Source organism: Exiguobacterium sp. s150 (genome assembly GCF_018618435.1).
Taxonomy (GTDB): domain Bacteria; phylum Bacillota; class Bacilli; order Exiguobacteriales; family Exiguobacteriaceae; genus Exiguobacterium; species Exiguobacterium alkaliphilum.
This window is the reverse complement of sequence record NZ_JACSMC010000018.1, coordinates 27,780-53,543: the sequence shown is the minus strand read 5'-3', so window position 1 is coordinate 53,543 and position 25,764 is coordinate 27,780. Positions and strand designations below refer to the sequence as shown.

The 25,764-nt window shown below is 48.5% G+C and carries 41 protein-coding genes; all 41 read right to left on the bottom strand.

Features of this window, described 5'->3' with window-relative positions; translation table 11 throughout:
• Window positions 1-395 precede the first annotated feature (395 nt).
• The 41 genes from KNP76_RS10010 to fusA all read right to left on the bottom strand — a co-directional run bounded on the left by KNP76_RS10010 (window position 396) and on the right by fusA (window position 25,654).
• Window positions 396-1,031, bottom strand: coding sequence for a KinB-signaling pathway activation protein (locus KNP76_RS10010; RefSeq protein WP_034807521.1), 636 nt, complete (start codon window positions 1,029-1,031; stop codon window positions 396-398).
• Window positions 1,032-1,042: 11 nt separating this feature from the next.
• On the bottom strand, window positions 1,043-2,074 hold the full coding sequence (locus tag KNP76_RS10005) for an Mrp/NBP35 family ATP-binding protein (protein WP_214844442.1): 1,032 nt from the start codon (window positions 2,072-2,074) through the stop codon (window positions 1,043-1,045).
• A gap of 138 nt (window positions 2,075-2,212) precedes the next feature.
• A complete protein-coding gene (rpsI, locus tag KNP76_RS10000; protein ID WP_034807525.1) occupies window positions 2,213-2,605 on the bottom strand; it encodes a 30S ribosomal protein S9 in 393 nt (130 codons plus the stop codon).
• Window positions 2,606-2,630: 25 nt separating this feature from the next.
• On the bottom strand, window positions 2,631-3,068 hold the full coding sequence (rplM, locus tag KNP76_RS09995) for a 50S ribosomal protein L13 (RefSeq protein ID WP_024372202.1): 438 nt from the start codon (window positions 3,066-3,068) through the stop codon (window positions 2,631-2,633).
• 154 nt (window positions 3,069-3,222) lie between these two features.
• The gene (truA, locus tag KNP76_RS09990) at window positions 3,223-3,963 is read right to left on the bottom strand and encodes a tRNA pseudouridine(38-40) synthase TruA (RefSeq protein ID WP_214844441.1); all 741 of its coding nucleotides are present in this window, start codon (window positions 3,961-3,963) and stop codon (window positions 3,223-3,225) included.
• A complete protein-coding gene (locus KNP76_RS09985; RefSeq protein WP_034804065.1) occupies window positions 3,960-4,751 on the bottom strand; it encodes an energy-coupling factor transporter transmembrane component T family protein in 792 nt (263 codons plus the stop codon). Before KNP76_RS09985 ends, truA begins: the two co-directional genes overlap by 4 nt.
• Entirely contained in the window at window positions 4,748-5,626 is an 879-nt protein-coding gene (locus KNP76_RS09980; protein ID WP_214844440.1) for an energy-coupling factor transporter ATPase, read from the bottom strand. The genes KNP76_RS09985 and KNP76_RS09980 overlap by 4 nt, the downstream gene beginning before the upstream one ends.
• Window positions 5,602-6,438 carry an energy-coupling factor transporter ATPase gene (locus tag KNP76_RS09975; RefSeq protein ID WP_034804059.1) on the bottom strand — a complete coding sequence of 279 codons (837 nt, stop codon included), beginning with the start codon at window positions 6,436-6,438 and terminating at the stop codon, window positions 5,602-5,604. Before KNP76_RS09975 ends, KNP76_RS09980 begins: the two co-directional genes overlap by 25 nt.
• Window positions 6,439-6,506: 68 nt before the next feature.
• Window positions 6,507-6,860, bottom strand: a complete 354-nt coding sequence (gene rplQ / locus KNP76_RS09970) for a 50S ribosomal protein L17 (RefSeq protein WP_012727650.1) — start codon at window positions 6,858-6,860, stop codon at window positions 6,507-6,509.
• 24 nt (window positions 6,861-6,884) lie between these two features.
• Window positions 6,885-7,829, bottom strand: a complete 945-nt coding sequence (locus KNP76_RS09965) for a DNA-directed RNA polymerase subunit alpha (protein WP_021066625.1) — start codon at window positions 7,827-7,829, stop codon at window positions 6,885-6,887.
• 92 nt (window positions 7,830-7,921) lie between these two features.
• Complete coding sequence (rpsK, locus tag KNP76_RS09960; protein WP_034804056.1) at window positions 7,922-8,317, bottom strand: 30S ribosomal protein S11; 396 nt, start codon at window positions 8,315-8,317, stop codon at window positions 7,922-7,924.
• A gap of 16 nt (window positions 8,318-8,333) precedes the next feature.
• Window positions 8,334-8,699, bottom strand: coding sequence for a 30S ribosomal protein S13 (gene rpsM, locus KNP76_RS09955; protein ID WP_024372197.1), 366 nt, complete (start codon window positions 8,697-8,699; stop codon window positions 8,334-8,336).
• Between the two features lie 19 nt (window positions 8,700-8,718).
• The gene (rpmJ, locus tag KNP76_RS09950; protein ID WP_003156543.1) at window positions 8,719-8,832 is read right to left on the bottom strand and encodes a 50S ribosomal protein L36; all 114 of its coding nucleotides are present in this window, start codon (window positions 8,830-8,832) and stop codon (window positions 8,719-8,721) included.
• Between the two features lie 30 nt (window positions 8,833-8,862).
• Window positions 8,863-9,081 (bottom strand): translation initiation factor IF-1, encoded by a 219-nt coding sequence (gene infA / locus KNP76_RS09945; RefSeq protein WP_021066622.1) that lies wholly within the window; start codon window positions 9,079-9,081, stop codon window positions 8,863-8,865.
• Between the two features lie 105 nt (window positions 9,082-9,186).
• Window positions 9,187-9,945 carry a type I methionyl aminopeptidase gene (gene map / locus KNP76_RS09940; RefSeq protein WP_034804052.1) on the bottom strand — a complete coding sequence of 253 codons (759 nt, stop codon included), beginning with the start codon at window positions 9,943-9,945 and terminating at the stop codon, window positions 9,187-9,189.
• Window positions 9,942-10,592: an adenylate kinase gene (locus KNP76_RS09935; RefSeq protein ID WP_214844439.1), complete on the bottom strand. Its 651-nt coding sequence runs from the start codon at window positions 10,590-10,592 to the stop codon at window positions 9,942-9,944. Before KNP76_RS09935 ends, map begins: the two co-directional genes overlap by 4 nt.
• 78 nt (window positions 10,593-10,670) lie before the next feature.
• Window positions 10,671-11,960 carry a preprotein translocase subunit SecY gene (gene secY, locus KNP76_RS09930; RefSeq protein ID WP_034804046.1) on the bottom strand — a complete coding sequence of 430 codons (1,290 nt, stop codon included), beginning with the start codon at window positions 11,958-11,960 and terminating at the stop codon, window positions 10,671-10,673.
• Window positions 11,960-12,400, bottom strand: coding sequence for a 50S ribosomal protein L15 (rplO, locus tag KNP76_RS09925; protein ID WP_021066618.1), 441 nt, complete (start codon window positions 12,398-12,400; stop codon window positions 11,960-11,962). Before rplO ends, secY begins: the two co-directional genes overlap by 1 nt.
• 33 nt (window positions 12,401-12,433) lie before the next feature.
• On the bottom strand, window positions 12,434-12,619 hold the full coding sequence (gene rpmD / locus KNP76_RS09920; RefSeq protein ID WP_024372193.1) for a 50S ribosomal protein L30: 186 nt from the start codon (window positions 12,617-12,619) through the stop codon (window positions 12,434-12,436).
• A gap of 15 nt (window positions 12,620-12,634) precedes the next feature.
• Window positions 12,635-13,135, bottom strand: a complete 501-nt coding sequence (gene rpsE, locus KNP76_RS09915) for a 30S ribosomal protein S5 (RefSeq protein ID WP_034817136.1) — start codon at window positions 13,133-13,135, stop codon at window positions 12,635-12,637.
• A 20-nt stretch (window positions 13,136-13,155) separates the two neighbouring features.
• Window positions 13,156-13,518, bottom strand: coding sequence for a 50S ribosomal protein L18 (gene rplR, locus KNP76_RS09910; protein WP_034804040.1), 363 nt, complete (start codon window positions 13,516-13,518; stop codon window positions 13,156-13,158).
• A 34-nt stretch (window positions 13,519-13,552) separates the two neighbouring features.
• The gene (gene rplF, locus KNP76_RS09905; RefSeq protein WP_024372191.1) at window positions 13,553-14,092 is read right to left on the bottom strand and encodes a 50S ribosomal protein L6; all 540 of its coding nucleotides are present in this window, start codon (window positions 14,090-14,092) and stop codon (window positions 13,553-13,555) included.
• Between the two features lie 33 nt (window positions 14,093-14,125).
• A complete protein-coding gene (gene rpsH / locus KNP76_RS09900) occupies window positions 14,126-14,524 on the bottom strand; it encodes a 30S ribosomal protein S8 (RefSeq protein ID WP_034804038.1) in 399 nt (132 codons plus the stop codon).
• Between the two features lie 30 nt (window positions 14,525-14,554).
• Complete coding sequence (rpsN, locus tag KNP76_RS09895) at window positions 14,555-14,824, bottom strand: 30S ribosomal protein S14 (protein ID WP_034804036.1); 270 nt, start codon at window positions 14,822-14,824, stop codon at window positions 14,555-14,557.
• 20 nt (window positions 14,825-14,844) lie between these two features.
• Complete coding sequence (rplE, locus tag KNP76_RS09890) at window positions 14,845-15,384, bottom strand: 50S ribosomal protein L5 (RefSeq protein ID WP_024372189.1); 540 nt, start codon at window positions 15,382-15,384, stop codon at window positions 14,845-14,847.
• 32 nt (window positions 15,385-15,416) lie between these two features.
• Window positions 15,417-15,725 (bottom strand): 50S ribosomal protein L24, encoded by a 309-nt coding sequence (gene rplX / locus KNP76_RS09885; protein ID WP_021066612.1) that lies wholly within the window; start codon window positions 15,723-15,725, stop codon window positions 15,417-15,419.
• 36 nt (window positions 15,726-15,761) lie between these two features.
• On the bottom strand, window positions 15,762-16,130 hold the full coding sequence (gene rplN, locus KNP76_RS09880; protein WP_012727667.1) for a 50S ribosomal protein L14: 369 nt from the start codon (window positions 16,128-16,130) through the stop codon (window positions 15,762-15,764).
• A gap of 43 nt (window positions 16,131-16,173) precedes the next feature.
• On the bottom strand, window positions 16,174-16,434 hold the full coding sequence (gene rpsQ / locus KNP76_RS09875; RefSeq protein WP_034804034.1) for a 30S ribosomal protein S17: 261 nt from the start codon (window positions 16,432-16,434) through the stop codon (window positions 16,174-16,176).
• Window positions 16,435-16,467: 33 nt separating this feature from the next.
• On the bottom strand, window positions 16,468-16,671 hold the full coding sequence (gene rpmC / locus KNP76_RS09870) for a 50S ribosomal protein L29 (RefSeq protein ID WP_012727669.1): 204 nt from the start codon (window positions 16,669-16,671) through the stop codon (window positions 16,468-16,470).
• A complete protein-coding gene (gene rplP, locus KNP76_RS09865; protein ID WP_012727670.1) occupies window positions 16,658-17,095 on the bottom strand; it encodes a 50S ribosomal protein L16 in 438 nt (145 codons plus the stop codon). Before rplP ends, rpmC begins: the two co-directional genes overlap by 14 nt.
• Before the next feature lie 32 nt (window positions 17,096-17,127).
• The gene (gene rpsC, locus KNP76_RS09860; protein WP_214844438.1) at window positions 17,128-17,787 is read right to left on the bottom strand and encodes a 30S ribosomal protein S3; all 660 of its coding nucleotides are present in this window, start codon (window positions 17,785-17,787) and stop codon (window positions 17,128-17,130) included.
• Window positions 17,788-17,800: 13 nt separating this feature from the next.
• On the bottom strand, window positions 17,801-18,133 hold the full coding sequence (gene rplV / locus KNP76_RS09855; RefSeq protein ID WP_024372186.1) for a 50S ribosomal protein L22: 333 nt from the start codon (window positions 18,131-18,133) through the stop codon (window positions 17,801-17,803).
• A 20-nt stretch (window positions 18,134-18,153) separates the two neighbouring features.
• The gene (gene rpsS / locus KNP76_RS09850; protein WP_012727673.1) at window positions 18,154-18,429 is read right to left on the bottom strand and encodes a 30S ribosomal protein S19; all 276 of its coding nucleotides are present in this window, start codon (window positions 18,427-18,429) and stop codon (window positions 18,154-18,156) included.
• A 66-nt stretch (window positions 18,430-18,495) separates the two neighbouring features.
• Entirely contained in the window at window positions 18,496-19,326 is an 831-nt protein-coding gene (gene rplB / locus KNP76_RS09845) for a 50S ribosomal protein L2 (RefSeq protein ID WP_034817133.1), read from the bottom strand.
• A 34-nt stretch (window positions 19,327-19,360) separates the two neighbouring features.
• Window positions 19,361-19,642 (bottom strand): 50S ribosomal protein L23, encoded by a 282-nt coding sequence (rplW, locus tag KNP76_RS09840; RefSeq protein WP_024372184.1) that lies wholly within the window; start codon window positions 19,640-19,642, stop codon window positions 19,361-19,363.
• Window positions 19,642-20,265, bottom strand: a complete 624-nt coding sequence (rplD, locus tag KNP76_RS09835) for a 50S ribosomal protein L4 (protein WP_214844437.1) — start codon at window positions 20,263-20,265, stop codon at window positions 19,642-19,644. The genes rplW and rplD overlap by 1 nt, the downstream gene beginning before the upstream one ends.
• A gap of 28 nt (window positions 20,266-20,293) precedes the next feature.
• Entirely contained in the window at window positions 20,294-20,920 is a 627-nt protein-coding gene (gene rplC / locus KNP76_RS09830) for a 50S ribosomal protein L3 (RefSeq protein ID WP_214844436.1), read from the bottom strand.
• Between the two features lie 61 nt (window positions 20,921-20,981).
• On the bottom strand, window positions 20,982-21,290 hold the full coding sequence (gene rpsJ, locus KNP76_RS09825; protein ID WP_016508894.1) for a 30S ribosomal protein S10: 309 nt from the start codon (window positions 21,288-21,290) through the stop codon (window positions 20,982-20,984).
• Window positions 21,291-21,668: 378 nt separating this feature from the next.
• Complete coding sequence (locus tag KNP76_RS09820; protein WP_214844435.1) at window positions 21,669-22,178, bottom strand: hypothetical protein; 510 nt, start codon at window positions 22,176-22,178, stop codon at window positions 21,669-21,671.
• 95 nt (window positions 22,179-22,273) lie between these two features.
• A complete protein-coding gene (gene tuf, locus KNP76_RS09815; RefSeq protein ID WP_034817130.1) occupies window positions 22,274-23,461 on the bottom strand; it encodes an elongation factor Tu in 1,188 nt (395 codons plus the stop codon).
• A gap of 114 nt (window positions 23,462-23,575) precedes the next feature.
• Entirely contained in the window at window positions 23,576-25,654 is a 2,079-nt protein-coding gene (fusA, locus tag KNP76_RS09810; protein WP_034804017.1) for an elongation factor G, read from the bottom strand.
• Between the last annotated feature and the right edge of the window lie 110 nt (window positions 25,655-25,764).

The following is a 25,764-nucleotide window of genomic DNA, read 5'->3' as shown; positions in this document are numbered from 1 at the left end:
GCCGCCAGCGTTCGTCCTGAGCCAGGATCAAACTCTCCAAAGAATTTGATATAGCTCTTGAAATGACGAAGCTTGCGCTTCATTCAAAAATTGTAAAACTTATTTTTGCCTCATCGTTCAGTTTTCAAAGACCAATTCGTTGTCGTGTTAGCGACTTTTTAATAATAGCGATTCGACTTGTGAAAGTCAATCACTTTTTATTATTTTTTTCACTTACTTTCTGATGTTCCGAAAGGAACAGCAGCGACGTTTATTAATATATCAGCGCCCCTAATATTCGTCAACTGTTTTTCTAAAAAAACTTTATTGTTTTTTGCATTTCTTTCGCCTGATCATTCCTGTAGCAAAAAAAGGGGAAACATCCAGTCGGACGTTCCCCTTTCTCGACTTTTCAGTTAAGACGACTTTGACGTGACACGTTTTTTCGAACCTTTTGGCTGACGCGCCTCGACCGGTGCCTCAACAGGCGCCTGGAACCGATGCAACATCAACACTTGATACGCGTTCGCGAACACAAGCGTCGCTAAGGCCGGCCAAAGAAGCGCGACCTCATCTGTCGTTTGAAGCGCAGGAATCCATTCAATCAACGTGATGACAATCATCAAGAAGAGGGTCGGGATAAACGCACTCGCATTCGTCTGTCTCGCCTTGCTCGTCGCGACAATCCAAGAGACGATGACTAACACGACCATCTCTCCGATATAGCGCCACATATGATCGTTACTAAACGCAAGCATACGAAGGTAGACTGCATCAAATAAGGCGAAGGCGATCAAGAGCACTTGGACACGATTCCAAAGCCTCGGTCCACGAAATAAATCCAGTCCGACACGATGCACGATCAAATAAGCAAAAAAGCCCATCATGCTGATTCCGGTCCACGTGCTTGAATAACTGAGTGCCGTCACGATGGCGGCCCATGACTGACTCACTAAATAACCCGGGTTCGCCAACAAGTTCATCACGAACCCAAATAATGTCCCGAAGACGAGTGTTGTCCAAAACAACCGTAAAAAACCTTGTACTTTCATCTGTTAACCATTCACCCTTCTATTTGTTCAATCACCGCTTGTGCCAATTCATCGTAAGTCGCTTCAAACGGGTGGCCGTCACGGTAGACCGACGGCGCAAAGTCTTCTTCATTGTCATAAGGTTGGCCGAGCGGGATTTGGGCGAGCAGCTTACTCTTCAACGCTTCAGACAATTTCTCCCCACCACCGTAACCAAAGACGTATTCTTTCTCGCCTGTCACCTTGCTCTCGAAGTAAGCCATGTTCTCGATGATGCCGAGTACTTTATGGTTCGTCTTAATCGCCATCGCACCGGCACGGGCCGCGACGAACGCTGCCGTGGCGTGAGGCGTCGTCACGATCAACTCCTGACAAGCTGGGAGCATCGAGTGGATGTCGAGCGCGACGTCACCCGTTCCTGGCGGCAAATCGAGGAGCAGGTAATCGAGATCACCCCACTCGACGTCATTGAAGAAGTTATTGAGCATCTTCCCGAGCATTGGCCCCCGCCAAATGACCGGCGCATTGTCCTCGACGAAGAAGCCCATCGAGATGACTTTGACACCGAACCGCTCGACCGGGATAATCTTCTCTCCGCGCACGACCGGACGTTCTTCAATCCCGAGCATGTCCGGCACACTGAAACCGTAAATGTCCGCATCAATCAATCCGACTTTTTTACCGGCACGCGCGAGTGCGACAGCCAAGTTGACGGATACGGTCGATTTACCAACGCCACCTTTACCTGAGGCGATGGCGATAAACGTCGTTCCTGAGTTTTCACGCAAGATAGCCGGTTTCGTCGCTTCTTTCAAACTCTCGTCATTGAGCGCCTCAAAGCGAAGGCCGACCGTCTTGAAGCCTTTCCCTTTTAAGAGTGTCACAATCTCTTGCTGCAGTTGCAACTGTTCGCCGCTCCCGGTTTGACCGAGCGCCACTTTCACACTCACGTAATCTTCTTTGATTCGGATGTCTTTCACACCAGCTGTATCTCCAAGCGTACGGTTAATTGTCGGATCGACTAACCCCGCTAATTCTTCACGAACTTGTTCGACTGTAAGCATGTCATTTCCCCCTAATTTCTGTCTCGCTAACAGTATATCAAAAAAAGCGTTTTCTTGATGAAACAGAAATCGGTAAATTGCATACAAAAAACTCTCCACCCAGAAAGGGGGAGAGTAAAAGACCAACTTGCCCGAAGATTAACGCTTCGAGAACTGTGGTGCGCGACGTGCTGCTTTAAGACCGTATTTTTTACGCTCTTTCATACGTGCGTCACGAGTCAAGAAGCCTTTTTCTTTGAGGCCTGGACGGAATTCTGGGTCCGCTTGAAGAAGCGCACGTGATACGCCGTGGCGAATCGCTCCAGCTTGTCCAGTGTATCCACCACCGTTAACGTTAACGATTACATCGTATTTACCTTCTGTTTCAGTCAATACGAGTGGTGATTTAGCCATCATGATCAAAGTCTCATGACCGAAGTATTCTGAGATATCACGGCCATTTACAACAACTTTACCGTCACCTGCAACGAGGTGAACGCGAGCCACCGAGTGTTTGCGGCGGCCTGTTCCGTAGTAACGTACATCTGCCATCGTTTAGTTCCTCCCTGTGTCCCGATTAACCGCGAAGTTCGTAAACTTCTGGTTTTTGTGCTTCGTGCTTGTGCTCAGCTCCAGCGTAAACGTGGAGTTTATTGAATGATTGACGACCGAGTGATCCTTTTGGAAGCATCCCTTTGATCGCGAGTTCAAGCATACGCTCTGGGCGTTTTGCAAGAAGCTCTTTTGCAGTTTGTGATTTCAAACCGCCTGGATGACCTGAATGACGGTAGTAGATCTTGTCATTCAACTTGTTACCAGTTAAGTGAATTTTCTCAGCGTTGATGATGATGACGTGGTCTCCGCAATCAACGTGTGGTGTGAAAGTCGGCTTGTGCTTACCGCGAAGAAGTGATGCTACTTCACTAGTCAAACGACCAAGTGTTTTGCCTTCTGCGTCGATAAGGAGCCATTTGCGTTCTACTTCAGATGCTTTTGCCATGAATGTCGTGCGCATGTGGAATACCTCCTAAAATGTCTGTTCGCTTAATTTTTTTACTGCTTGGGTGATGCTTTATCATAATCCTAGTTTACGGGGCTAAGATTGTGGTTCATCTCTCAATATGAAAATGAAATGCCAATGAATATGATACGATTTTATAAGGGGAATGTCAATCTACTTTTTCATAATTCACATTCCATAAATAAAGGCCGTGCGGCGGTGCCGTAATTCCAGCAACCCGACGGTCTTTTTCCGCCAACATTCGCTCGATGTCCCGAGGCTCATACTTCCCGCGGCCGACGTCAAGCACGGTGCCGACCATGATGCGGACTTGATTGTATAGGAACCCCGACCCGACGAACCGGAAGTACATCTCTTCCCCGGTTTCGACGAGCTCTGCCTCATAGATGGTCCGGACACGATCCTCGACTTCCGCCTTCGTCACGGAGAACGACGTGAAGTCATGCGTCCCGACCAAGTGAGCGAGTGCTTGTCGCATCCGCTCGACGTCGAGCGGATATGTCACCGTCACGGCATGGTGCCGACGAAACGGATCCACGTCCTGGCGGATGACGTACCGATACTCCTTCCGCTTCGCCCCGTAACGGGCGTGAAATGACGTTTCGGTCTCTTCCGCCGAACAAGCATGGATGTCGTCCGGTAGCATCGCGTTCAACGCTTTGACGAACCGGTCCGCCGGCATTTGTAACTGCGTGTCAAAGTGGAGCACTTGGCCTTTCGCGTGAACACGTGCATCGGTGCGGCCTGAGGCGACGACTTTAACGCGTTGCCCATGCATCCGCGCTAGCACGGCCTCGACCTCGGCTTGAATCGTGTTGCCGTTCGGTTGTACTTGATAGCCTGCGTAGTTCGTCCCGTCATAAGCGATCGTCAATTTAATCCGTCTCATCCAATCCCTCGCAATCCTAATAAGATGAGTGTCAACACGACGAACGCGACGAGTAAGCCCGTATCACGGCGATGCCACGTCATCTCACGCCATCTTGTCCGTCCTTCCCCCCCACGATACCCGCGGGCCTCCATCGCCGTGGCGAGATCCTCAGCCCGTTTAAACGCCGATACGAATAACGGAATCATGAGTGGGACGACCGCCTTCAACCGGTCTTTAACGGGGCCGCTCTTCAAATCGACGCCGCGAGCTTGTTGGGCTTTCATGATGCGATCGGTCTCGTCGGCAAGCGTCGGCAAGAAACGAAGTGAGATGGACAACATGAGGGCGATCTCATGGGCCGGCACTTTGAACCGTTCGAGCGGACGGAGTCCGGCCTCGATCGAGTCGGTCAGTTCCATCGGTGTCGTCGTGAGCGTCACGAGCGTCGTCAGCATGACGAGATAGAAGAAACGGAGCGAGACGATCATCCCCATCCGAATCCCTTCCGAGTAAATCGCAAACGGCCCGATCGAAAGGAGCAACTGCCCGTCCCGATTGAAGAACAGTTGCAAGAACAGCGTGAAGATAATCAAGAACAGGATCATCCGTAAACCGTTCCACAGAAAACGCCACGACAGTTGGGACAGTTTGACGGCGAACAACGTGAACGCCAGCAAAAATACGTTCGTCCATAAGTTATCCGCCAAGAAGACAATCGGGATAAACAAGAGGACGAACAACGTCTTCGCCCGGGCGTCGAGCGAATGGAGCCACGAGTGTCCCGGGATATATTGCCCGATAATCAAACGGACCCCTCCTTCCGAAGATGCAGCGCAATCCAATCGGCAAGTTCCGCCTCGGTCCGTAATGCCGGCGGGATTGTCCCGAACGTCGGCTCGAACGCTTGGGCCATCCGGAGCACGTTCGGAACGTCGAGTTGTAACGACGTGACGAGCGCTTCATCACGGAATAAGTCGAACGGATCCCCGTCGAAGGCGACAGCGCCGCGTTCCATCACGACGACACGCTCGGCATACGTCAAGACATCGTCCATGTCGTGCGACACGAGGATGAGTGTCAAATCCAGTTCATGTTTTAAGCGTTTGAACAAACTGAGCATGTCGCGGCGCCCGAGCGGATCGAGTCCTGCTGTCGGCTCATCGACGACGAGGACGTCTGGACGGCTTGCAAGCACGCCTGCAATCGCCACACGACGCATCTGACCCCCAGACAAGTCAAATGGTGAACGGGTCCACAGCGACTCGTCTAGCCCGACGAGACGTAAGGCTTTATGGGCCCGTTCTTTCGCTTCGGCCTCGGTCGCGCCGAAGTTGCGCGGACCAAACATGACGTCGCGTTCGACCGTCTCTTCGAACAGCTGATGTTCGGGAGATTGGAAGACGAGCCCAACGCGGCGCCGAAGCGGTAGTAAGCTTTCTTTTTTGTCACGACGTTTCGTGATGGCCCGGACTTCGATGTCATCGACGACGACACGCCCTTTCGTCGGGCGCAACAATCCGTTCAAATGTTGGACGAGTGTCGACTTCCCTGAGCCGGTATGGCCAAGAAACGCAACAAGCGCTCCCGACGGAATGGATACATTCACATCGCGCAGCGCGGTTCGTTCAAACGGAGTATTCAATTGGTACAAATAGGTCACTTCTTCAATGCTAATCGGCATAGATGATTCACCAACTCCGAATGTTGTAGCATCAGACGATCGAGTGGAATGCCGCGTTCCTTCAGTTCGAGTTGCATCCTGACAATGAACGGCACATCCAGTTGAATGGCACGTAATGCGTCCGGACGTTGAAACACGTCTTCAGGAGTGCCTGTCATGGCAATTTCGCCTTTAGACAGGGCAATGATACGGTCAGCAAACAACACTTCGTCGAGCTCGTGGGTAATGGCGACAACGGTCATCCCTTCCGAGACGAGCTGTCGTACCGTTTGTAACACCTCTTTGCGCCCAATCGGGTCGAGCATCGAGGTCGCTTCATCGAGCACGAGGACATGCGGGCGCATTGCGAGAGCCGAAGCAATCGCAACACGCTGCTTTTGTCCACCGGATAACTGATGCGGTTCACGGTCCGCTAGTTCCGATAATCCAACGCGCGCTAGACTGTCATCAATTCGACGAACCATTTCTTGACGTGGAAGTCCCATGTTTTCGAGAGAGAATGCCACATCATCGCGCACGGTCGCCCCGACAAACTGGTTGTCAGGATTTTGGAAGACGACACCGACCCGTTTCCGGACGTCCCACACGTCTGTGGCGTCCGTCGGATCGAGTGACTCTACCCGGACCTCTCCTTCTTGGGGAAGCAAAAGCCCGTTCCACAATTTCGTTAAAGTCGACTTGCCAGAACCGTTATGGCCGACGATGGCGAGCCATTCCCCTTTGTATACATCGAGCGACAACCCGTTAAGGGCAGGCTCGGTTTGTCCCGGGTAACGAAACACGATATCGCGTACCATAATTTGAGGTTCCATGGGCCGACTCCTTTCGATGTGGAAACAGGGCAATACGTCACCGCATGCCCTGTTGACTGCCTAATGAATTAGACGAGTTCGATGATTACAACTTCTGCACCATCACCGCGGCGTGGGCCGACTTTCATGATGCGCGTGTATCCACCTTGACGTTCAGCGTAGCGTGGTGCCACGTCTTCGAACAATTTTTGGATTGCGTCTTTTTCTCCAGCGTTCTCTTTGCGAACGAATGAAGCAACTTGACGACGGGCATGAAGATCGCCACGTTTCCCAAGAGTGATCAATTTTTCAACGACTGGGCGAAGTTCTTTCGCTTTTTGTTCAGTTGTTTGAATGCGCTCGTTGATAATAAGGTCAGTTGCAAGATCACGCAAAAGTGCCTTACGTTGTGAGCTTGTACGGCCAAGTTTCGAATAAGCCATTACATTTCCCTCCTTCGGTTGAACTTAGTCTTCTTTACGCAAGCCCAAACCGAGCTCGTCCAACTTGAGTTGAACTTCTTCGAGTGATTTACGTCCGAGGTTACGGACTTTCATCATCTCTTCCTCTGATTTGTTTGCGAGTTCTTGAACAGTGTTGATGCCGGCGCGCTTCAAGCAGTTGTACGAACGAACTGAAAGATCGAGTTCTTCAATCGTCATTTCGAGTACTTTTTCTTTTTGGTCTTCTTCTTTCTCGACCATGATTTCTGCATTGAGAGCTTCGTCCGTCAAGCCAACAAAGATGTTCAAGTGTTCTGTCAAAATTTTCGCCCCGAGCGATACCGCTTCTTCCGGACGGATTGAACCATCTGTCCACACGTCTAATAGAAGCTTATCGAAGCTAGCGTCTTGACCGACACGTGTTTTATCTACTTCGTAGTTTACACGCTGAATCGGTGTGTAGATCGAATCGATTGGAATGACACCAATCGGCATATCATCACGTTTGTTGTCTTCTGCCTGGACGTAACCACGACCACGGCGAGCAGTCAAACGCATGCGAAGCGTCGCGTTGTCAGCGAGAGTCGCGATGTGGAGCTCAGGATTCAAGATTTCAACGTCGCTATCATGGGTAATGTCTGCCGCAGTGACAGCACCGGCACTTGAAACGTTAATCTCAAGCGTCTTCTCTTCGTCCGAGTACACTTTGAGCGCTAACTTCTTCAGGTTTAATACGATTTGTGTGACGTCTTCAACGACACCGTCAATCGTAGAGAACTCGTGAAGCACGCCATCGATTTGAACTGCCGTTACCGCTGCACCAGGAAGCGATGACAATAAAATTCGACGTAGTGAGTTACCAAGAGTCGTGCCATATCCACGTTCAAGCGGTTCGACTACGAATTTACCAAACGTAGCATCCTCGCTGATTTCGACCGTTTCGATCTTTGGTTTTTCAATCTCGATCATCTGAACCCCTCCTTGAGTGTATCCTGCCATGCAGTTTGCACTGCATTGTATATGCTGTCCGTGCTAGGAATGCCCATCACACGCTCAAGCGATTATACGCGGCGACGTTTTGGAGGGCGGCAACCGTTGTGCGGAACTGGTGTTACGTCACGGATTGCAGTTACTTCAAGACCAGTAGCTTGGAGGGCACGGATAGCCGCTTCGCGTCCAGCACCAGGACCTTTAACGTTAACTTCTACTGTGCGCATACCGTTGTCCATTGCAACTTTCGCTGCAGTTTCAGCAGCCAATTGTGCTGCGAACGGAGTCGATTTACGTGATCCTTTAAATCCAAGGTTACCAGAAGTAGCCCATGAGATCGCGTTACCTTGCGTATCAGTGATTGTGATGATTGTGTTGTTGAATGTAGAACGGATGTGGACCACACCAGATTCAACATGTTTTTTAACTTTACGTTTAGAACGTACGTTTTGCTTACGTTTCGCCATTGTTCAATTCCCTCCTTTACTTCTTCTTGTTCGCTACTGTACGGCGTGGGCCTTTACGAGTACGCGAGTTGTTCTTCGTGTTTTGACCGCGAACAGGGAGACTACGACGGTGACGAACACCGCGATATGCGCCGATTTCGATCAAACGCTTAATGTTGAGTGAAACTTCACGACGAAGGTCACCTTCAACTTTGATTCCGTCAATTGCTTCACGGATGCGGTTGATTTCGTCCTCTGTCAAATCACGTGTGCGTGAATCTTCAGATACGTTTGCAGCCTTCAAAATTTCTTGTGCTCTTGTTTTACCAATACCAAAGATGTATGTGAGCGAAATAACGATACGTTTTTCGCGTGGAATATCTACACCAGCAATACGTGCCATGTGTGCACCTCCTCTTAGATTAACCTTGTTTTTGTTTGTGTTTCGGGTTTTCGCAAATTACCATTACTTTACCCTTACGACGAATAACTTTACATTTTTCGCAGATCGGTTTTACCGACGGTCTTACTTTCATGATTATACCCTCCTCCTGGAAAAATCGGAGTTACTTGTAACGGTACGTAATCCGCCCGCGAGTCAAGTCGTACGGAGACAACTCGACAGTTACGCGGTCACCTGGAAGGATTCGAATGTAGTGCATCCGAATTTTCCCTGAGACGTGCGCGAGCACCGTGTGGCCGTTTTCTAACTCCACTTTAAACATTGCGTTTGGAAGTGGTTCGACAACAGTGCCTTCCACTTCAATGACATCTTGTTTCGCCATCATTTATTCCCCTTTCTATATGAAGATATTTAGGAGCACAGACGATCTATCGCATTGTACTGTGAGAGAAGGATCCGTAACGGATCAGCACGAAGCAATAGAGCCTCATTCACCGGAATCGAGTTTCGTTAAAATCTCGTATCCATCGTCTGTGATGGCGATGGTGTGCTCAAAGTGGGCGCACATGCTACCGTCCACTGTCACAACTGTCCAGTTGTCAGCCAGTGTTCGAACATAGCGTTGACCAGCGTTCACCATCGGTTCGATAGCTAACGTCATTCCAGTCTTCAGGCGTGGCCCTTTCCCCGGTGGACCATAGTGTGGGATTTGCGGTTCTTCATGCAAATTTTGACCGACACCATGACCGACGTATTCGCGGACGACAGAAAAATCGTGTGCCTCGACATACGCTTGAATCGCATGCGAGATATCCGTTAATCGCTGTCCAGCCTTGGCGTGCTCCAATCCTTTATACAGACTTTCTTCGGTTACGTCAAGTAACCGCTGCGTCTCGTCCGAGATTGTTCCGACTGGATAAGTCCAGGCAGAGTCTCCATGGTATCCGTTGTAATGGGCACCGATGTCGATGGAGATGATATCTCCGTCGTTCAATACCCGTTCCCCCGGAATGCCATGAACAAGCTCTTCATTCACCGACGCACAAACGCTACCGGTAAACCCGTTGTAACCTTTGAACGAAGGTGTTGCACCTTGGCTGCGAATATAATCTTCCGCAATCCGGTCGAGCTCAAGCGTTGTAATTCCTGGTTTGATGTGCTGTTTAAGCACCTGGTGCGTTCGAGCAACAATTTGCCCAGCCTCACGCATAATCGCAATTTCACGAGGCGTCTTCGTGATGATCATTCAGTATCACCGAGTAACGCTTTGACATCGGCGTAAACGACATCGATTGGACGATCTCCATCCAATGTACGAAGATACCCTTTTTCAGCGTAAAAGTCAATGAGTGGTTTCGATTGCTCGACGTTGACGTCAAGGCGACGGCGAACCGTTTCCTCTTTATCGTCTTCACGTTGCATGAGAGCCGACCCATCCACATCACAAATCCCTTCCACTTTTGGTGGGTTGAAGATGACGTGATATGTCGCACCACACGTCGGGCAGATCCAACGACCTGTCAAACGCGGGACGAGAATTTCCGCATCCACATCGATGTTCACGACATGGTCAATCTGTTTTCCCAAATCTTTAAGCAAACTTTCGAGTGCCTCTGCTTGAGCAACAGTACGCGGGAATCCATCGAGTAGGAAGCCGTTCTTCGTGTCATCTTGACTCAAGCGCTCACGTACGATTCCGATTGTAACCTCATCCGGTACGAGTTCGCCTTTATCCATGAACGATTTTGCTTCTTTGCCGAGTGGCGTTCCGCCTTTGATTGCCGCACGAAACATGTCGCCTGTCGAAATGTGTGGGATTTGGTACTCTTCGACGATTTTCGACGCTTGAGTCCCTTTCCCTGCACCCGGTAAGCCCATGAGTACTAGATTCATCTCAGTTAGCCTCCAGTTTTGTTTTTCACGAACTAGTCGTAACACGACAGGAAGGAAGGGTTTACCCTTCCTTCCGCTTTAACGGATAAAGCCTTTGTAGTGTCGTTTTACGAGTTGGCTTTCGATTTGTTTCATCGTCTCGAGGGCTACCCCGATGACGATCAACAAGCTCGTTCCTCCGATTTGCACCGAAGTTGGGAGACCGGCAAGCTTAATGAAGATTGTCGGCATGATCGCGACGACCGATAAGAAGATCGCCCCGAAGAACGTCAATCGATAAAGCAACTTCGTGATGTACTGTTCTGTTTGCGCCCCAGGACGAATCCCAGGGATATAACCACCTTGCTTCTGCAAGTTTTCTGCCATCTGTTCCGGGTTAACCTGAACGAATGTATAGAAGTAAGCGAACGCGATGATGAGCGCTACATAGATGGACATTCCAATCGGAGCTGTCGTATCGAAGTAGGTCTGCAACTTCTGCGTCGTTTCAGGAGAAGCAATGAAGCTTGCAACAGTTGGCGGTGTCACCATGAAGGAAATCGCGAAGATAACCGGGATAACACCAGCCGCGTTTAGCTTGATTGGCAAGTGCGTTGACTGACCGCCCACAGGGGTGCGGTTCGCCGTACGCTTCGCATATTGAATCGGAATTTTGCGTGCCGCTTGTTGAACATAAATGATCCCAACCGTCACAGCCAAAATAACGAGTGCCAATACAACCAAGTAAACAACGTTAATGAATAACGCGTCTCCAGCATTTTGGAGCTTCGTCTCATAAATCTGCGTGAAGATTCTTGGGAACCCAGCGACGATACCGGCGAAGATAATGATGGAAATACCATTCCCAACACCTCTCTCCGTCGTCATCTCACCTAAGAACATCAAGAACGCTGTACCTGCAGTGAGTACAATCGCGATCACAAAGTAGGTAGCCGTTCCCCACGTCTCATTGACGAGACCTGGGTAGAGGCGGTTGAACCCAAACGACAACGAAGTCGCTTGAATAAATCCTAAGATGATCGTCCCATAGCGCGTGACCGTCGCTAACTTCTTACGACCCGCCTCTCCTTGTTTTGCCCATTCGGCAAACTTCGGAACGACATCCATCTGTAAGAGTTGTACGACGATCGATGCCGTAATGTACGGCATGATCCCCATTGCGAACAGGGAGAAGTTCTGTAAAGCATTTCCTCCAAACAAGTTCAGGAAGTCGAGAAGACCACCTGAGTCAAAACGCAACACATCCGTATTCACCATCGGCACCGGGATATGGGCCCCGATGCGGAAAATGATGATGATTGCGAGTGTGAAGAGAATACGCTGTCGAATATCTTTCACGCGCCACATATTGGAGATCGTCTGAAACATCAGATCACCTCAACGGAACCGCCAGCTGCTTCGATCGCTTCTTTCGCTGCACCCGAGAATTTGTTGGCTTTTACAGTCAATTTCGTTTCAAGCTTGCCGTTAGCAAGTACTTTGATCCCGTCTTTAGCAGAGCTGACAACACCAGTCTCGATTAAGAGTTCTGGAGTTACTTCAGTACCTGCCTCGAAACGGTTAAGCGTGTCTAGGGATACAACTGCGTACTCTTTACGAGTCGGGTTGTTGAAACCGCGTTTTGGAAGACGACGGTAGAGTGGGTTTTGCCCACCTTCAAATCCTGGACGAACGCCACCGCCCGAACGAGCTTTTTGACCTTTGTGTCCACGGCCAGAAGTTTTACCGTTACCAGTCGCCATACCGCGACCGACACGGTTGCGTTCGTGACGTGAACCTGGAGTTGGCTTCAATTCATGGAGTTTCATAGTGGCACCTCCTTATTTAATAAGATCTTTTGATTATTCGTTGATTTCTTTTACAGTCACAAGGTGCGACACTTTTTTGACCATACCGCGCATCGCGACGTTGTCAGGGACAACGACTGTCTGATGCATTTTGCGAAGACCAAGTGTACGTACTGTTACACGCTGATCCTCAGGACGGCCAATAATGCTGCGTGTGAGGGTGATTGCGAGTTTCGCCATGTCTAGTTCCCTCCCTTATTTAAGAAGTTCTTCTACGCTTTTACCGCGTAGTTTAGCAACTTCCTCTGCTTTTTTAAGCTCTGTCAAGCCTTGTACCGTCGCGCGGACGATGTTGATTGGTGTGTTCGAACCTAACGATTTCGAAAGGATGTCACCTACACCTGCAAGTTCGAGTACGGCACGAACCGGACCACCTGCGATAACCCCAGTACCTTCAGAAGCTGGTTTCATGAATACACGACCTGCTCCGAATACTCCTGTGATTTCGTGTGGAATCGTTGTACCGACCATTGGTACTTGAACCATGTTTTTCTTAGCGGCTTCAATAGCCTTGCGGATCGCTTCTGGCACCTCTTGTGCCTTACCTGTACCGAAACCGACGTGACCATTTTTGTCACCTACGACGACGAGAGCGGCGAAACGGAAGCGACGGCCACCTTTCACGACTTTCGCGACGCGGTTTACGGTAACAACGCGTTCTTCGAGTTGTTCCATGTTAACGTCTAACTGGCGCATCGAGTGTCCCCTCCTTTTTATTAGAATTTAAGACCTGCTTCACGAGCTGCTTCAGCAACAGCTTTGACGCGGCCATGATAGAGGTATCCACCACGGTCGAACACAACTGTGTCGATACCTTTCTCGAGTGCACGTTCAGCAGCAAGTTTACCGACAGCTTTCGCTGCTTCAACGTTACCACCGTTTGTAAGATCGAGAGCTTTATCTTTCGAAGATGCTGACACAAGCGTTGTTTGTGACGCGTCATCGATGAGTTGTACGTAAATGTGTTTGCTTGAGCGGAAGACGTTCAAACGTGGACGAACTGCTGTCCCCGAGATCGTACGACGTACACGAGCATGACGCTTTTTACGAACTGCATTTTTATCTGCTTTTGTGATCATTTATGCCACTCCTTTCCGTTCATTTCGTGACGAATTACTTACCAGTCTTACCTTCTTTACGGCGAATACGTTCATCAGAGTAACGAACACCTTTACCTTTGTAAGGTTCTGGAGCACGGTACGAGCGGATTTGAGCAGCAACGTGACCGACGCGCTCTTTGTTAATCCCTTTTACGATGATTTGCGTGTTTGAAGGTACTTCGATCTCGATACCTTCTTCAGCAACGTACTCGATTGGGTGCGAGTAACCGAGGCTGAGGACGAGTTTGTTCCCTTGCTTAGCAGCACGGTAACCAACCCCTGAGATCTCAAGTGTTTTCTGGAATCCGTTAGACACACCTTCCACCATGTTGGCGATAAGGGCACGTGTCGTACCGTGGATCGTACGGTTCTCTTTCGAGTCATCCGGACGAACGACAGTCAATTCGTTCTCTTCAACTTTGATTTCCAATGCTGGGTTAGCTGAAAGCGAAAGTTCACCTTTAGCACCTTTTACTGTGACCGTGTTGTCTTCTGCAACCGTGACAGTAACGCCAGCTGGAATCGTAACTGGTTTTTTACCAATACGTGACATTGATTACACCTCCGTTCTTGTTAGAAAAGTGACTTACCAGATGTAGGCGATCACTTCGCCGCCGACTTGTTGTTGGCGAGCTTCTTTATCAGTCATAAGACCTTTTGATGTCGAAAGAACTGCGATACCGAGTCCTCCGAGTACTTTTGGTACTTCATCTGCTTTTGCATATACGCGAAGACCTGGTTTCGAAATACGTTTGAGACCAGTGATAACACGTTCGTTGCTTGCTCCATATTTAAGGAAAAGACGAAGTGTACCTTGTTTAGCGTCCTCGATATATTCAACATCGCGAATGAAACCTTCACGCTTGAGGATCTCTGCAACCTCACGTTTGATGTTCGAAGCTGGAAGCTCCAATTTTTCATGGCGAACCATGTTAGCGTTACGGATACGTGTAAGCATATCTGCAATTGGGTCTGTCATTACCATGCGATGTACCTCCTTTCACACTTTAGTGGATTACCAGCTTGCTTTTTTAACACCAGGGATTTGACCTTTGTATGCAAGATCACGGAACTTGATACGGCTGATCCCGAATTTACCCATGTAACCATGTGGACGACCTGTGATGCTGCAACGGTTGTGCAAGCGAACAGGTGACGAGTTACGTGGCAATTTGCTGAGTCCGATATAATCGCCTTCAGCTTTAAGCTTCGCACGTTTTTCAGCGTACTGGGCAACGAGTTTCTCGCGTTTGATTTCGCGATTCACCATTGACTTTTTAGCCATGTTGTCGACCTCCCTTTAGATTATTTTTGGAATGGCATTCCGAGAAGTGTGAGCAATTCACGAGCTTCTTCGTCTGTGTTCGCTGTTGTAACAACAACGATGTCCATACCGCGTACTTTAGATACTTTATCGTAATCGATCTCAGGGAAAATAAGTTGCTCTTTCACGCCAAGCGTGTAGTTACCGCGTCCGTCGAATGCTTTCTTCGATACACCGCGGAAGTCACGTACACGTGGAAGTGAAACAGTTACCAATTTGTCGAGGAAATCGTACATGCGCTCGCCGCGAAGTGTTACTTTCGCTCCGATTGGCATGCCTTCACGAAGTTTGAAACCAGCGATTGATTTCTTAGCCTTCGTTACGAGTGGTTTTTGACCAGAAAGAATTGATAATTCTTCCACTGCCATATCAAGTGCTTTCGAGTTCGAAACAGCGTCACCTACACCCATGTTGATGACGATCTTGTCGACCTTCGGTACTTGCATGACTGAGTCATAGTTGAATTTATCCATCATCGCTTTCACGATGTCGCTTTTATACTTCTCTTGCAAACGGTTCATAGTCGAATGGACCTCCTTTCGTCACGTTCTTCTTATTTATCGAGTACTTCGCCCGATTTCGCGACACGAACTTTTTTACCATCGACTACTTTGAAACCAACACGAGTTGGTTTGCCCGTTTTCGGGTCGAGTGGCATGACGTTCGAGACGTGAATTGGTGCTTCGATTTCAAGGATACCGCCTTGTGGATTCGCTTGTGATGGTTTCGAGTGTTTTTTAATCACGTTGATACCTTCTACGACTACGCGGTTCTTGCTTGGCATCGCTTTGAGGATAACCCCTTGCTTGCCTTTATCTTTACCAGACATTACCTGGACTGTATCGCCTTTTTTAACATGCATCGTTTGCGCACCTCCTTATAGGATTGAAATTGGAAATTAAAGTACTTCCGGTGCCAACGAAACGATCTTCATGAATTCTTTTTCACGAAGTTCACGTGCAACTGGCCCGAAGATCCGTGTGCCGCGTGGGCTCTTGTCATCTTTGATGATGACTGCTGCGTTCTCATCGAAACGGATGTACGAACCATCTTTACGACGAGCGCCGCGTTTTGTACGAACGACAACTGCTCTGACAACGTCACCTTTTTTAACAACGCCACCTGGTGTTGCTTGTTTTACCGTCGCGACGATGATATCACCGATGTTTGCAGTCTTACGACCTGAACCACCGAGGACTTTAATTGTCAACAGTTCACGCGCGCCAGAGTTGTCTGCTACTTTCAAGCGAGATTCTTGTTGAATCATGCGAGTGTACCTCCCTCCGGATGTTTATAGATCCGAACTGTTATTAGATGATTACTGATTCTTCAATTACTGTTACGAGACGGAAACGTTTGTCTTTCGAAAGTGGACGTGTTTCCGCGATGCGTACGATATCGCCAACTTTAGCGACATTGTTCTCATCATGCGCTTTAAATTTCTTCGTGTAGTTTACACGCTTACCATAAAGCTTATGACGTACTTTTGTTTCAACTGCAACGACGATCGTTTTGTCCATTTTGTCAGACACGACGCGTCCAGTGAGCACTTTACGCTGATTGCGTTCCATGAGTGTTACCTCCTCTTCAAGAATCCGATTAGATTAGCCGTTGTTGATGCCGAGTTCGCGTTCACGAAGAATCGTTTTAGCACGCGCAATCGACTTGCGTACTTCACGGATACGAGCAGGATTCTCAAGCTGACCTGTAGCTAATTGGAAACGAAGGTTAAAGAGTTCTTCTTTCCACTCGCCGACTTTACCGTTGAGCTCTTCAGTTGTTGATTGACGGAGATCAGTTGCTTTCATTCGTATCACCACCATTTTCTTCACGTTTCACGAACTTACATTTAACTGGAAGTTTGTGCGATGCAAGACGAAGTGCCTCACGTGCCACTTCCTCAGATACACCTGCGATTTCGAACATTACTTTGCCAGGCTTAACTACAGCTACCCAGCCTTCTGGAGCACCTTTACCCGAACCCATTCGGACTTCGAGAGGCTTTTTCGTGTATGGTTTGTGTGGGAAGATCTTGATCCACACTTTACCACCACGTTTCATATAACGTGTCATTGCGATACGTGCTGATTCGATTTGACGGTTTGTGATCCAGCTCGCTTCGAGAGCTTGGAGACCGAATTCACCGAAATGTACTGTTGTGCCGCGTTTTGCATTCCCGCGCATTTTACCACGGTGTACACGACGATATTTCACGCGTTTAGGTAACAACATAGTGTGTTGCCTCCTTCCTGAAAGAGTGTTTATTATTCAGCGTTTTTCGCTGTGTTGTTTTTTATTGGAAGAACTTCACCATGGTACAACCAGACTTTAATTCCGATTTTACCGTAAGTTGTGTCTGCTTCAGCTGTTCCGTAGTCGATATCGGCACGGAGTGTGTGAAGTGGAACTGTTCCTTCCGAGTATTTCTCTGAACGAGCGATGTCAGCGCCACCAAGACGACCAGAAACTTCTGTTTTGATCCCTTTGATGCCAGTGCGCATCGAACGTTGAATTGATTGCTTCATTGCACGACGGAAAGATACGCGACCTTCCAATTGACGAGCGATGTTTTCAGCAACGAGTTTTGCAACAGCGTCCGCGTTTTTCACTTCAACAACGTTGATGTGAACACGTTTGCCTTCTGCAAGTTTCGTGATGTTTTTACGGAGTGACTCGATTTCCGAACCACCTTTACCGATAACCATACCTGGTTTCGCAGTGTGAAGCGAAATGTTTACGCGGTTTGCAGCGCGCTCGATTTCTACTTTAGAAACACTAGCATCCTTCATTTTGTTTTCGATATATTCACGAATAACGAAGTCTTCATGAAGGAGATCTGCGTAGTCTTTCTCAGCGTACCAACGCGAATCCCAGTCTTTGATAATACCAACGCGAAGACCGTGCGGATTTACCTTTTGACCCACTACATATCCCTCCTTATTTTTCAGTTACCACGATGTGGATGTGGCTTGTGCGTTTGTTAATACGGCTTGCGCGACCCATCGCACGTGGGCGGAAGCGTTTGAGTGTTGGACCTTCGTTAACAAATGCTTCTGTAACGACAAGGTTCTCAATGTTCATATCGTAGTTGTGCTCTGCGTTAGCAATTGCCGACTTCAATACTTTTTCAACAACTGGCGACGCTGCCTTGTTCGTGTGAGCAAGGACAGAGAGCGCTTCGCCGACTTGTTTCCCGCGAATTAAGTCTACAACGAGACGTGCTTTGCGAGGAGCAAGACGGACCATATTAGCTGATGCTTTAGCTTGCATGGATTTGACCTCCCCTCAAATTACCGTTTCGTTTTCTTGTCTGATCCGTGACCTTTGTACGTGCGTGTTGGAGCGAACTCACCAAGTTTGTGACCAACCATGTCTTCTGTCACGAATACTGGTACGTGTTTGCGACCATCGTGTACACCGAACGTGTGACCCATGAATTCTGGGAAGATCGTCGAGCGACGTGACCAAGTTTTAATAACCTGCTTCTCACCAGATTCGTTGAGTTTGTCAACTTTAGCGAGCAAGTGGTGATCTGCGAATGGACCTTTTTTCAAGCTGCGACCCATGATAGAACCTCCCTTTGGAATGATTCGGGAACGGCCCTTTCGAACCGCCCGAGAATCATGTAGTGATTATTTCTTACGGCGACGGAGAATGTACATGTCGCTCGATTTGTTTTTCTTACGTGTTTTAAGACCAAGAGCTGGTTTACCCCAAGGAGTAAGTGGGCCCGAACGACCGATTGGCGCACGACCTTCACCACCACCGTGTGGGTGATCAACCGGGTTCATGACAGAACCACGTACTGTTGGGCGTTTGCCTAACCAACGTGAACGTCCTGCTTTACCGATGTTAACGAGTTCGTGTTCTTCGTTACCAACTGAACCGACTGTCGCGCGGCAAGTGCCGAGGAACAAGCGTGATTCACCTGATTGAAGACGAACGATGACGTACTTGCCGTCACGTCCTTGGATTTGTGCCGATGCACCAGCCGCACGAACAAGCTGACCGCCTTTACCAGGCTTAAGCTCGATGTTGTGGATAGTAGTACCGACAGGGATGTTTGCGAGTGGCAACGCGTTCCCTACTTTGATGTCCGCTTCTGGGCCAGCCATGATTTCCATGCCTACTTTGATCCCTTTAGGAGCGAGGATGTAACGTTTCTCACCATCTGCATAGTTGATGAGGGCGATGTTCGCTGAACGGTTTGGATCGTACTCGATCGTTGCTACGCGTCCGACGATGCCATCTTTGTTACGTTTGAAATCGATGATACGGTATTTACGTTTGTGTCCGCCACCTTGGTGACGTACAGTCAAACGACCTTGGTTGTTACGTCCGCCTTTTTTCGAAAGCTTTTCAGTTAACGATTTTTCAGGGCGATTCGTAGTGATCTCTGCAAAGTCGAGAGATGTCATGTTACGGCGACCGTTAGTGGTCGGCTTAAACTTTTTAATTGCCATCGAGGATTCCCTCCTTTTCTTGTAAAGTAATCAATTAACCGAGGAAGTCGATTGTGTTGCCTTCAGCAAGAGTTACGATCGCTTTCTTACGACGCGATGTGTAACCAGAGTGACGACCGACACGTTTCGCTTTCGGTTTCATGTTCATTGTGTTTACCGAAGCAACTTTCACGTTGAAGATTGTTTCGATAGCGTGTTTCACTTGCGATTTAGTCGCTTTAACTTCGATCTCGAAAACGTATTTGTTAGCTTCCATGAGGCTAACTGAACGCTCAGTGATGATCGGGCGTTTGATGATATCGTATGCTTGAGCCATTATGCAAGCACCTCCTCTACCTTCGCAACCGCATCTTTAGTGAAGATGACTTTGTCGTTAGCAACGAGGTCAAGAACGTTCACGCCTGCTGCTTCGATCACAGTCACTCCTGGGATGTTACGAGCTGCGAGAGCGATAGTCTCATTGTAGTCCGCTGTGACTACGAGAGCCTTACGTTCTACTGAAAGGCTGTTAAGTACAGCAGCCATATCTTTTGTTTTTGGTGCATCGAAAGCAAGGCCTTCGAGGACGATCATTTCGTTGTTTTGTACTTTAGTCGACAAAGCCGAGAGAAGTGCAAGACGACGAACTTTCTTAGGAAGCTTGTAAGCGTATGAACGTGGAGTTGGACCGAAGACTGTTCCACCACCAACCCATTGTGGTGAGCGGATCGAACCTTGGCGCGCACGACCAGTTCCCTTTTGTTTCCATGGTTTACGGCCGCCACCGCGTACTTCCGAGCGACCTTTCGTATCGTGAGTACCTTGACGGCGTGATGCTTGTTGCATGACGATCGCGTCATAAAGTACTGAATCGTTTGGCTCGATACCGAAGATGGCTTCTGCCAATTCGATTTCGCCAACTTGTGAACCTGTTTGGTTAAGCAAAGCTACTTTAGGCATTCGTAATTCCTCCTTTCCGTGCAGTTAATTAGTTACCTTTTACCGCTGTTTTGATGATGACGTTCGACTTGCGAGCGCCTGGGATTGCGCCTTTAACGAGTACAAGGCCGCGTTCCACGTCAACTTTAACAATTTCAAGGTTTTGAATCGTTTTACGCTCGCCGCCCATTTGACCAGGAAGAAGCTTCCCTTTGAATACGCGGTTAGGAGCTACAGGACCCATCGAACCAGGACGACGGTGGTAGCGCGAACCGTGAGCCATTGGTCCACGTGATTGTCCGTGACGCTTGATCGCACCTTGGAATCCTTTACCTTTTGAAGTACCTGTAACGTCTACTAATTCACCTGCAGCGAAAATGTCCGCCTTGATCTCTTGACCGATTTCGTATCCTTCTACTGAAGTACGAATCTCTTTAATGAAGCGCTTAGGTGTCGCGTTTGCTTTCGCAGCGTGACCTTTTGCCGGTTTGTTTTGACGTGATTCTTTCACGTCGCTGAAACCGAGTTGGACTGCTTCGTAACCGTCCGTTTCAACTGTTTTAAGTTGAAGCACAACGTTTCCTTCGACAGCAACTACTGTTACTGGTACGACTTCGCCTGCTTCGTTGAAGATTTGAGTCATACCGAGTTTTGTTCCTAAGATTCCTTTAGCCATGAGATACACCTCCTGTTTAATAATTATTGTCTCTTCTGGCTAGTATCTACTATATGAAGAATTAAAGTTTGATTTCGATGTCAACACCTGATGGTAATTCGAGGCGCATAAGCGCATCAACCGTTTTTGGTGTTGGGTTGACGATGTCGATCAAGCGTTTGTGTGTACGCATCTCGAACTGCTCACGAGCATCTTTGTACTTGTGAACCGCACGAAGAATCGTGTAGATCGATTTGTCAGTTGGAAGCGGGATTGGTCCCGAAACCTTTGCACCTGAACGCTTCGCAGTTTCAACGATTTTCTCAGCTGATTGATCGAGAACGCGATGGTCGTATGCTTTTAAACGAATACGGATTTTTTCATTTGCCATGTAAGTTTCCCTCCTTTGTCGCCTATTTTAAAAATAGACAGTTCTCCGCGGAAATTTCCACACCGGCCATGGCAAAGCTGCCTGGCGTGTCATAACCTCCCGCTTCATCGCAGCGTGCTTGTGTCTGCAGAGGCATCCGATCATTGCAAATCAACGATTGGACCCGTTTTCTGCTGTAAAGTCTCTCACCACTCGCACAAACACTTAATCATTATATCGAATCCGCAAATGAATTGCAAGATTTGATTTTTTTGAACGCGCCGGATGTCTGATGAGTTATTCAACGTTCACTAATGTAACAAGATTCCGAGCCATTTGCAAGCTATTTTCTTTCTTTTGTTGAACTATTTTCGAAACGAACTCCTGTGTCAACTCGACCTAGCGTTTCATTTCAACTTGAAACCGCGTCATCACCTGCTCGACAATCGAATCCGGGGCCCGCAAGAGGCACTTTCGAACAATCGCCTTATCGAATGCATGATCGTGGAAATACGCCTTGATACGGTCGACTTTATCCGTTCGCTCCATGACCGTGTAAAGCACGGCCCACTCCTCGAGATGCATCCAGCCGTTCACGGGCTCGACGTATGGATGTGTATAGATGCCGTCCGTGCACTTCATCCGAAACGACGCCATCACATCGACCTCCACCCCTTCAACTTCATACTCACCAAAGTACGTTGTTAAATAATCGGCATGCGGTTTTGAATCACGCTTTTCCCCAACTCGACTGAGCACGTTATCAAGTCGCTCAAATTGATCGGGTTCTACAAAAATATCGAAATCATTTGCCACGTCGATGAGTCCATGATGTTTCAGTAACGTCGAACCCCCGATGCGGCATTCGATTCCGTTCAATCGGCACAGCGTCTCTAGTTTCTCTTTCATCATCATCGCTCCTTTGATTCCATATGTGCTATCTTACCATGACGCCACCTAAACAAAAAAAGCGATCCGCAAATGCGGACCGCTTTGAACATCGATTACTCGATGATTTGTGTTACAGAACCAGCACCTACAGTACGGCCACCCTCACGGATTGAGAAACGTGTTCCGTCTTCGATCGCGATTGTAGAAATCAATTCGATCGTCAACTCGATGTTGTCTCCTGGCATTACCATTTCAGTACCTTCTGGAAGGTGAACGATACCTGTTACGTCAGTTGTACGGAAGTAGAACTGCGGACGGTAGTTCGCGAAGAATGGCGTGTGACGGCCACCCTCTTCTTTAGAAAGAACGTAGATTGAAGCTTTGAACTTCGAGTGTGGCGTGATTGAACCTGGCTTAGCAAGTACTTGTCCACGCTCGATGTCGTCGCGTGATACACCACGGAGAAGTGCACCGATGTTGTCGCCAGCTTCAGCGTAGTCGAGAAGCTTACGGAACATCTCTACACCAGTACATACAGTTTTCTTCGTTTCTTCTGTAAGACCAACGATTTCAACTTCGTCGTTGACGCGGAGAACACCACGCTCAACACGACCAGTCGCTACAGTACCGCGACCAGTGATTGAGAATACGTCCTCAACTGGCATCATGAAGTCTTTGTCCGTGTCACGAACTGGCTCAGGGATGTACTCATCAACAGCGTTCATGAGTTCCATGATTTTTTCTTCCCACTGAGCTTCGCCGTTAAGCGCGCCAAGTGCTGAACCTTTGATTACTGGAAGGTCGTCGCCTGGGAAGTCGTACTCAGAAAGAAGTTCACGGATTTCCATTTCAACGAGCTCGAGGAGTTCTTCGTCGTCAACCATGTCAACTTTGTTCATGAATACGACGATGAAAGGAACACCTACTTGACGTGAAAGAAGGATGTGCTCACGTGTTTGTGGCATTGGGCCATCTGTTGCAGAAACAACGAGGATCGCGCCGTCCATTTGTGCAGCACCAGTGATCATGTTTTTAACATAGTCAGCGTGACCTGGGCAGTCAACGTGTGCATAGTGGCGTTTCTCAGTTTCGTACTCGATGTGAGCTGTTGCGATTGTGATACCGCGCTCGCGCTCTTCAGGAGCACCATCGATTTGGTCAAACTTCGTAGCAGCCTTACCTTGTGCTTTTGAAAGTACAGCAGAGATTGCTGCAGTCAAAGTAGTTTTACCGTGGTCGACGTGGCCGATTGTACCAACGTTAACGTGCGGTTTAGAACGGTCGAATTTTTCTTTACCCATTCTAGATTCCTCCTCTATTAGACAATTAGTTTTTATTTAACTAGGAAGACGTAGGCTACTTTTAACATACGTCCTCCTTAGCTTACAACAATCAATTCAGCGTTACAACCGTTATTAGCCGTTCGCTTTTTTGATGATTTCTTCAGCAATTGACTTCGGTACTTCTTCGTAGTGGTCGAAGTGCATCGAGTACGTTCCGCGTCCTTGTGTACGTGAACGAAGTGACGTTGCATATCCGAACATTTCCGAAAGTGGAACCATCGCCTTAACGACTTGTGCGTTACCGCGTGCTTCCATACCTTCTACGCGTCCACGGCGTGACGTGACGTCACCCATGATGTCTCCCAAGTATTCTTCTGGGATAACAACTTCAACACGCATCATTGGCTCAAGGATAACAGCTTTCGCTTGTTCCTTAAGTTGTTTAACCGCCATCGAAGCAGCAACTTTAAACGCCATCTCGTTCGAGTCGACATCGTGGTACGATCCGAAGACGAGGGCAGCTTTAACGTCAACTACTGGGTAGCCAGCGAGGATACCGTTTTCGAGAGCTTCTTCAATCCCGTTTTGAACAGCTGGGACGTATTCACGTGGGACAACACCACCGACGATCTTGTTCTCGAATGCGAATCCAGCGCCTTCTTCGTTCGGCTCGAATTCTACGACAACGTGACCGTACTGACCGCGTCCACCCGATTGACGTACGAATTTCGAATCGATCTTCGCAGCGCCACGGATTGTCTCACGGTAAGCAACTTGTGGTGCACCAACGTTTGCTTCTACTTTGAATTCGCGACGCATACGGTCAACGAGGATATCAAGGTGAAGCTCACCCATACCAGAGATGATCGTTTGACCTGTCTCTTGGTTTGTTTCAGTGCGGAATGTTGGATCCTCTTCTGCGAGTTTCGCGAGGGCTTGACCCATCTTGTCTTGGTCAGCTTTCGATTTAGGCTCGATTGCGACCGAGATAACCGGTTCTGGGAATGTCATTGACTCGAGAACGACGTTGTCTTTCTCTGAGCAAAGCGTATCACCAGTCGTTGTATCTTTAAGACCAACAGCTGCGGCGATGTCACCAGCGTATACCATTGGAATTTCTTCACGGCTGTTCGCGTGCATTTGAAGGATACGACCGAGACGCTCACGCTTCCCTTTAGTCGAGTTCTTCACATACGAACCAGCTTGTGCTGTACCAGAGTACACACGGAAGAATGTCAATTTACCGACGTAAGGGTCAGTCATGACTTTGAATGCGAGTGCCGAGAACGGCGCTTCATCCGAAGGTTCACGCGTGATTTCTTCTTCTGTATCGAGGTTAACCCCTTTGATTGACTCAACATCAACTGGTGATGGGAGGTAATCAACAACTGCGTCCAACATCAATTGAACACCTTTGTTTTTGAAGGCCGAACCAACGAGTACAGGGTAGAATTCTACGCTGAGTGTTGCTTTACGAATACCAGCTTTGAGTTCTTCGATTGAGATCTCTTCGCCTTCGAGGTATTTCATCATCAACTCTTCGTTGTAGTCCGCGACCGCTTCGATCAATTGACCGCGAAGTTCTTCAGCTTGGTCAGCCATGTCAGCTGGGAAGCCTTCGATTACTTCGATGTCTGTACCGAGGTCGTTCGAGTACATGTACGTCTTCATTTCGACGAGGTCAACGATTCCTTTGAATTCGTCTTCCGCACCGATTGGAAGTTGGATTGGGTGTGCATTGGCTTGAAGACGCTCGTGAAGTGTTTTCACCGAGTACAAGAAGTCCGCACCGATCTTATCCATCTTGTTGACGAATACGACACGTGGAACACCGTAAGTCGTCGCTTGACGCCATACAGTTTCTGTTTGTGGTTCAACGCCTGATTGTGCATCAAGTACTGCTACTGCGCCATCAAGTACACGAAGTGAACGCTCAACTTCAACTGTGAAGTCTACGTGTCCAGGTGTATCGATGATGTTTACACGGTGGCCATTCCACTGTGCAGTTGTCGCTGCAGAAGTGATCGTGATTCCACGCTCTTGCTCCTGCTCCATCCAGTCCATTTGTGAAGCTCCTTCATGAGTTTCACCAATTTTGTGGATACGACCTGTGTAATAAAGAATACGTTCAGTCGTTGTCGTTTTACCGGCATCGATGTGAGCCATGATCCCGATGTTACGAGTATTCTTTAGGGAGAATTCTCTTGCCATACTGGGTATTCTCCTTCCGCATGTGTTTTTCGTGTGCTGGCACACGATATGATTATACCCGAAAGCCACTCCATTAAGCCACCGCTTGGTGACGTGGAGTGGACTTTACG

Excerpts from the sequence above, each read along its gene's own strand:
- KNP76_RS09965 (WP_021066625.1), bottom strand. The coding sequence starts at position 7,829 with ATGATCGAGATTGAAAAACCAAAGATCGAAACGGTCGAAATCAGCGAG.
- tuf (WP_034817130.1), bottom strand. The coding sequence starts at position 23,461 with ATGGGTAAAGAAAAATTCGACCGTTCTAAACCGCACGTTAACGTTGGT.
- rpsS (WP_012727673.1), bottom strand. The coding sequence starts at position 18,429 with ATGGGTCGCAGCTTGAAAAAAGGTCCATTCGCAGATCACCACTTGCTC.
- rpsN (WP_034804036.1), bottom strand. The coding sequence starts at position 14,824 with ATGGCTAAAAAGTCAATGGTGAATCGCGAAATCAAACGCGAGAAACTC.
- fusA (WP_034804017.1), bottom strand. The coding sequence starts at position 25,654 with ATGGCAAGAGAATTCTCCCTAAAGAATACTCGTAACATCGGGATCATG.
- rpmJ (WP_003156543.1), bottom strand. The coding sequence starts at position 8,832 with ATGAAAGTAAGACCGTCGGTAAAACCGATCTGCGAAAAATGTAAAGTT.
- rplB (WP_034817133.1), bottom strand. The coding sequence starts at position 19,326 with ATGGCAATTAAAAAGTTTAAGCCGACCACTAACGGTCGCCGTAACATG.
- KNP76_RS09935 (WP_214844439.1), bottom strand. The coding sequence starts at position 10,592 with ATGAATCTAGTACTCATGGGCTTACCGGGTGCAGGGAAAGGGACTCAA.
- KNP76_RS09980 (WP_214844440.1), bottom strand. The coding sequence starts at position 5,626 with ATGCCGATTAGCATTGAAGAAGTGACCTATTTGTACCAATTGAATACT.
- rplR (WP_034804040.1), bottom strand. The coding sequence starts at position 13,518 with ATGATCACAAAAGCAGATAAAAATGCAGTTCGTAAAAAGCGTCATGCT.
- map (WP_034804052.1), bottom strand. The coding sequence starts at position 9,945 with ATGATCATCACGAAGACGCCTCGTGAAATTGCGATTATGCGTGAGGCT.
- KNP76_RS09820 (WP_214844435.1), bottom strand. The coding sequence starts at position 22,178 with ATGAAAGAGAAACTAGAGACGCTGTGCCGATTGAACGGAATCGAATGC.
- rpsM (WP_024372197.1), bottom strand. The coding sequence starts at position 8,699 with ATGGCACGTATTGCTGGTGTAGATATTCCACGCGAAAAACGTATCGTT.
- rpsQ (WP_034804034.1), bottom strand. The coding sequence starts at position 16,434 with ATGGAACGCAATCAGCGTAAAGTGCTCACTGGACGCGTCGTGTCTGAC.
- KNP76_RS09975 (WP_034804059.1), bottom strand. The coding sequence starts at position 6,438 with ATGGAACCTCAAATTATGGTACGCGATATCGTGTTTCGTTACCCGGGA.
- rplO (WP_021066618.1), bottom strand. The coding sequence starts at position 12,400 with ATGAAACTCCATGAATTGAAGCCAACTCCAGGTTCACGTCACGAACGC.
- truA (WP_214844441.1), bottom strand. The coding sequence starts at position 3,963 with ATGAGACGGATTAAATTGACGATCGCTTATGACGGGACGAACTACGCA.
- rplP (WP_012727670.1), bottom strand. The coding sequence starts at position 17,095 with ATGTTGTTACCTAAACGCGTGAAATATCGTCGTGTACACCGTGGTAAA.
- rpsI (WP_034807525.1), bottom strand. The coding sequence starts at position 2,605 with ATGGCAGATGTACGTTACTACGGAACAGGCCGCCGCAAACACTCGGTG.
- secY (WP_034804046.1), bottom strand. The coding sequence starts at position 11,960 with ATGTTTCAGACGATCTCCAATATGTGGCGCGTGAAAGATATTCGACAG.
- rpmD (WP_024372193.1), bottom strand. The coding sequence starts at position 12,619 with ATGGCGAAACTCGCAATCACCCTCACACGCAGCATTATTGGCCGTCCT.
- rplD (WP_214844437.1), bottom strand. The coding sequence starts at position 20,265 with ATGCCTAAAGTAGCTTTGCTTAACCAAACAGGTTCACAAGTTGGCGAA.
- rplN (WP_012727667.1), bottom strand. The coding sequence starts at position 16,130 with ATGATTCAACAAGAATCTCGCTTGAAAGTAGCAGACAACTCTGGCGCG.
- rplV (WP_024372186.1), bottom strand. The coding sequence starts at position 18,133 with ATGCAAGCTAAAGCATCAGCTAATATGGTCCGTCTTGCTCCTCGCAAA.
- rplM (WP_024372202.1), bottom strand. The coding sequence starts at position 3,068 with ATGCGCACGACATTCATGGCAAAAGCATCTGAAGTAGAACGCAAATGG.
- rpmC (WP_012727669.1), bottom strand. The coding sequence starts at position 16,671 with ATGAAAGCAACTGATCTCCGTCAATCAACAACTGAAGAGCTCAACGGT.
- rpsH (WP_034804038.1), bottom strand. The coding sequence starts at position 14,524 with ATGGTAATGACAGACCCAATTGCAGATATGCTTACACGTATCCGTAAC.
- KNP76_RS10005 (WP_214844442.1), bottom strand. The coding sequence starts at position 2,074 with ATGCTTACAGTCGAACAAGTTCGTGAAGAATTAGCGGGGTTAGTCGAT.
- rplX (WP_021066612.1), bottom strand. The coding sequence starts at position 15,725 with ATGCATGTTAAAAAAGGCGATACAGTCCAGGTAATGTCTGGTAAAGAT.
- rplC (WP_214844436.1), bottom strand. The coding sequence starts at position 20,920 with ATGGCTAAAGGAATCTTAGGAACAAAACTCGGTATGACTCAAATCTTC.
- rplF (WP_024372191.1), bottom strand. The coding sequence starts at position 14,092 with ATGTCACGTATTGGTAAAAAACCAGTTACGATTCCAGCTGGCGTTACT.
- rplE (WP_024372189.1), bottom strand. The coding sequence starts at position 15,384 with ATGAACCGTTTGCAAGAGAAGTATAAAAGCGACATCGTGAAAGCGATG.
- rplW (WP_024372184.1), bottom strand. The coding sequence starts at position 19,642 with ATGGCTCAAGCATACGATATCATCAAACGCCCGATCATCACTGAGCGT.
- rpsK (WP_034804056.1), bottom strand. The coding sequence starts at position 8,317 with ATGGCGAAACGTAAGCAAAACGTACGTTCTAAACGTAAAGTTAAAAAA.
- infA (WP_021066622.1), bottom strand. The coding sequence starts at position 9,081 with ATGGCGAAACAAGATGTCATTGAAGTGGAAGGCACTGTTGTCGAACCA.
- rplQ (WP_012727650.1), bottom strand. The coding sequence starts at position 6,860 with ATGGCTTATTCGAAACTTGGCCGTACAAGCTCACAACGTAAGGCACTT.
- rpsJ (WP_016508894.1), bottom strand. The coding sequence starts at position 21,290 with ATGGCAAATGAAAAAATCCGTATTCGTTTAAAAGCATACGACCATCGC.
- rpsE (WP_034817136.1), bottom strand. The coding sequence starts at position 13,135 with ATGCGCCAGTTAGACGTTAACATGGAACAACTCGAAGAACGCGTTGTT.
- KNP76_RS10010 (WP_034807521.1), bottom strand. The coding sequence starts at position 1,031 with ATGAAAGTACAAGGTTTTTTACGGTTGTTTTGGACAACACTCGTCTTC.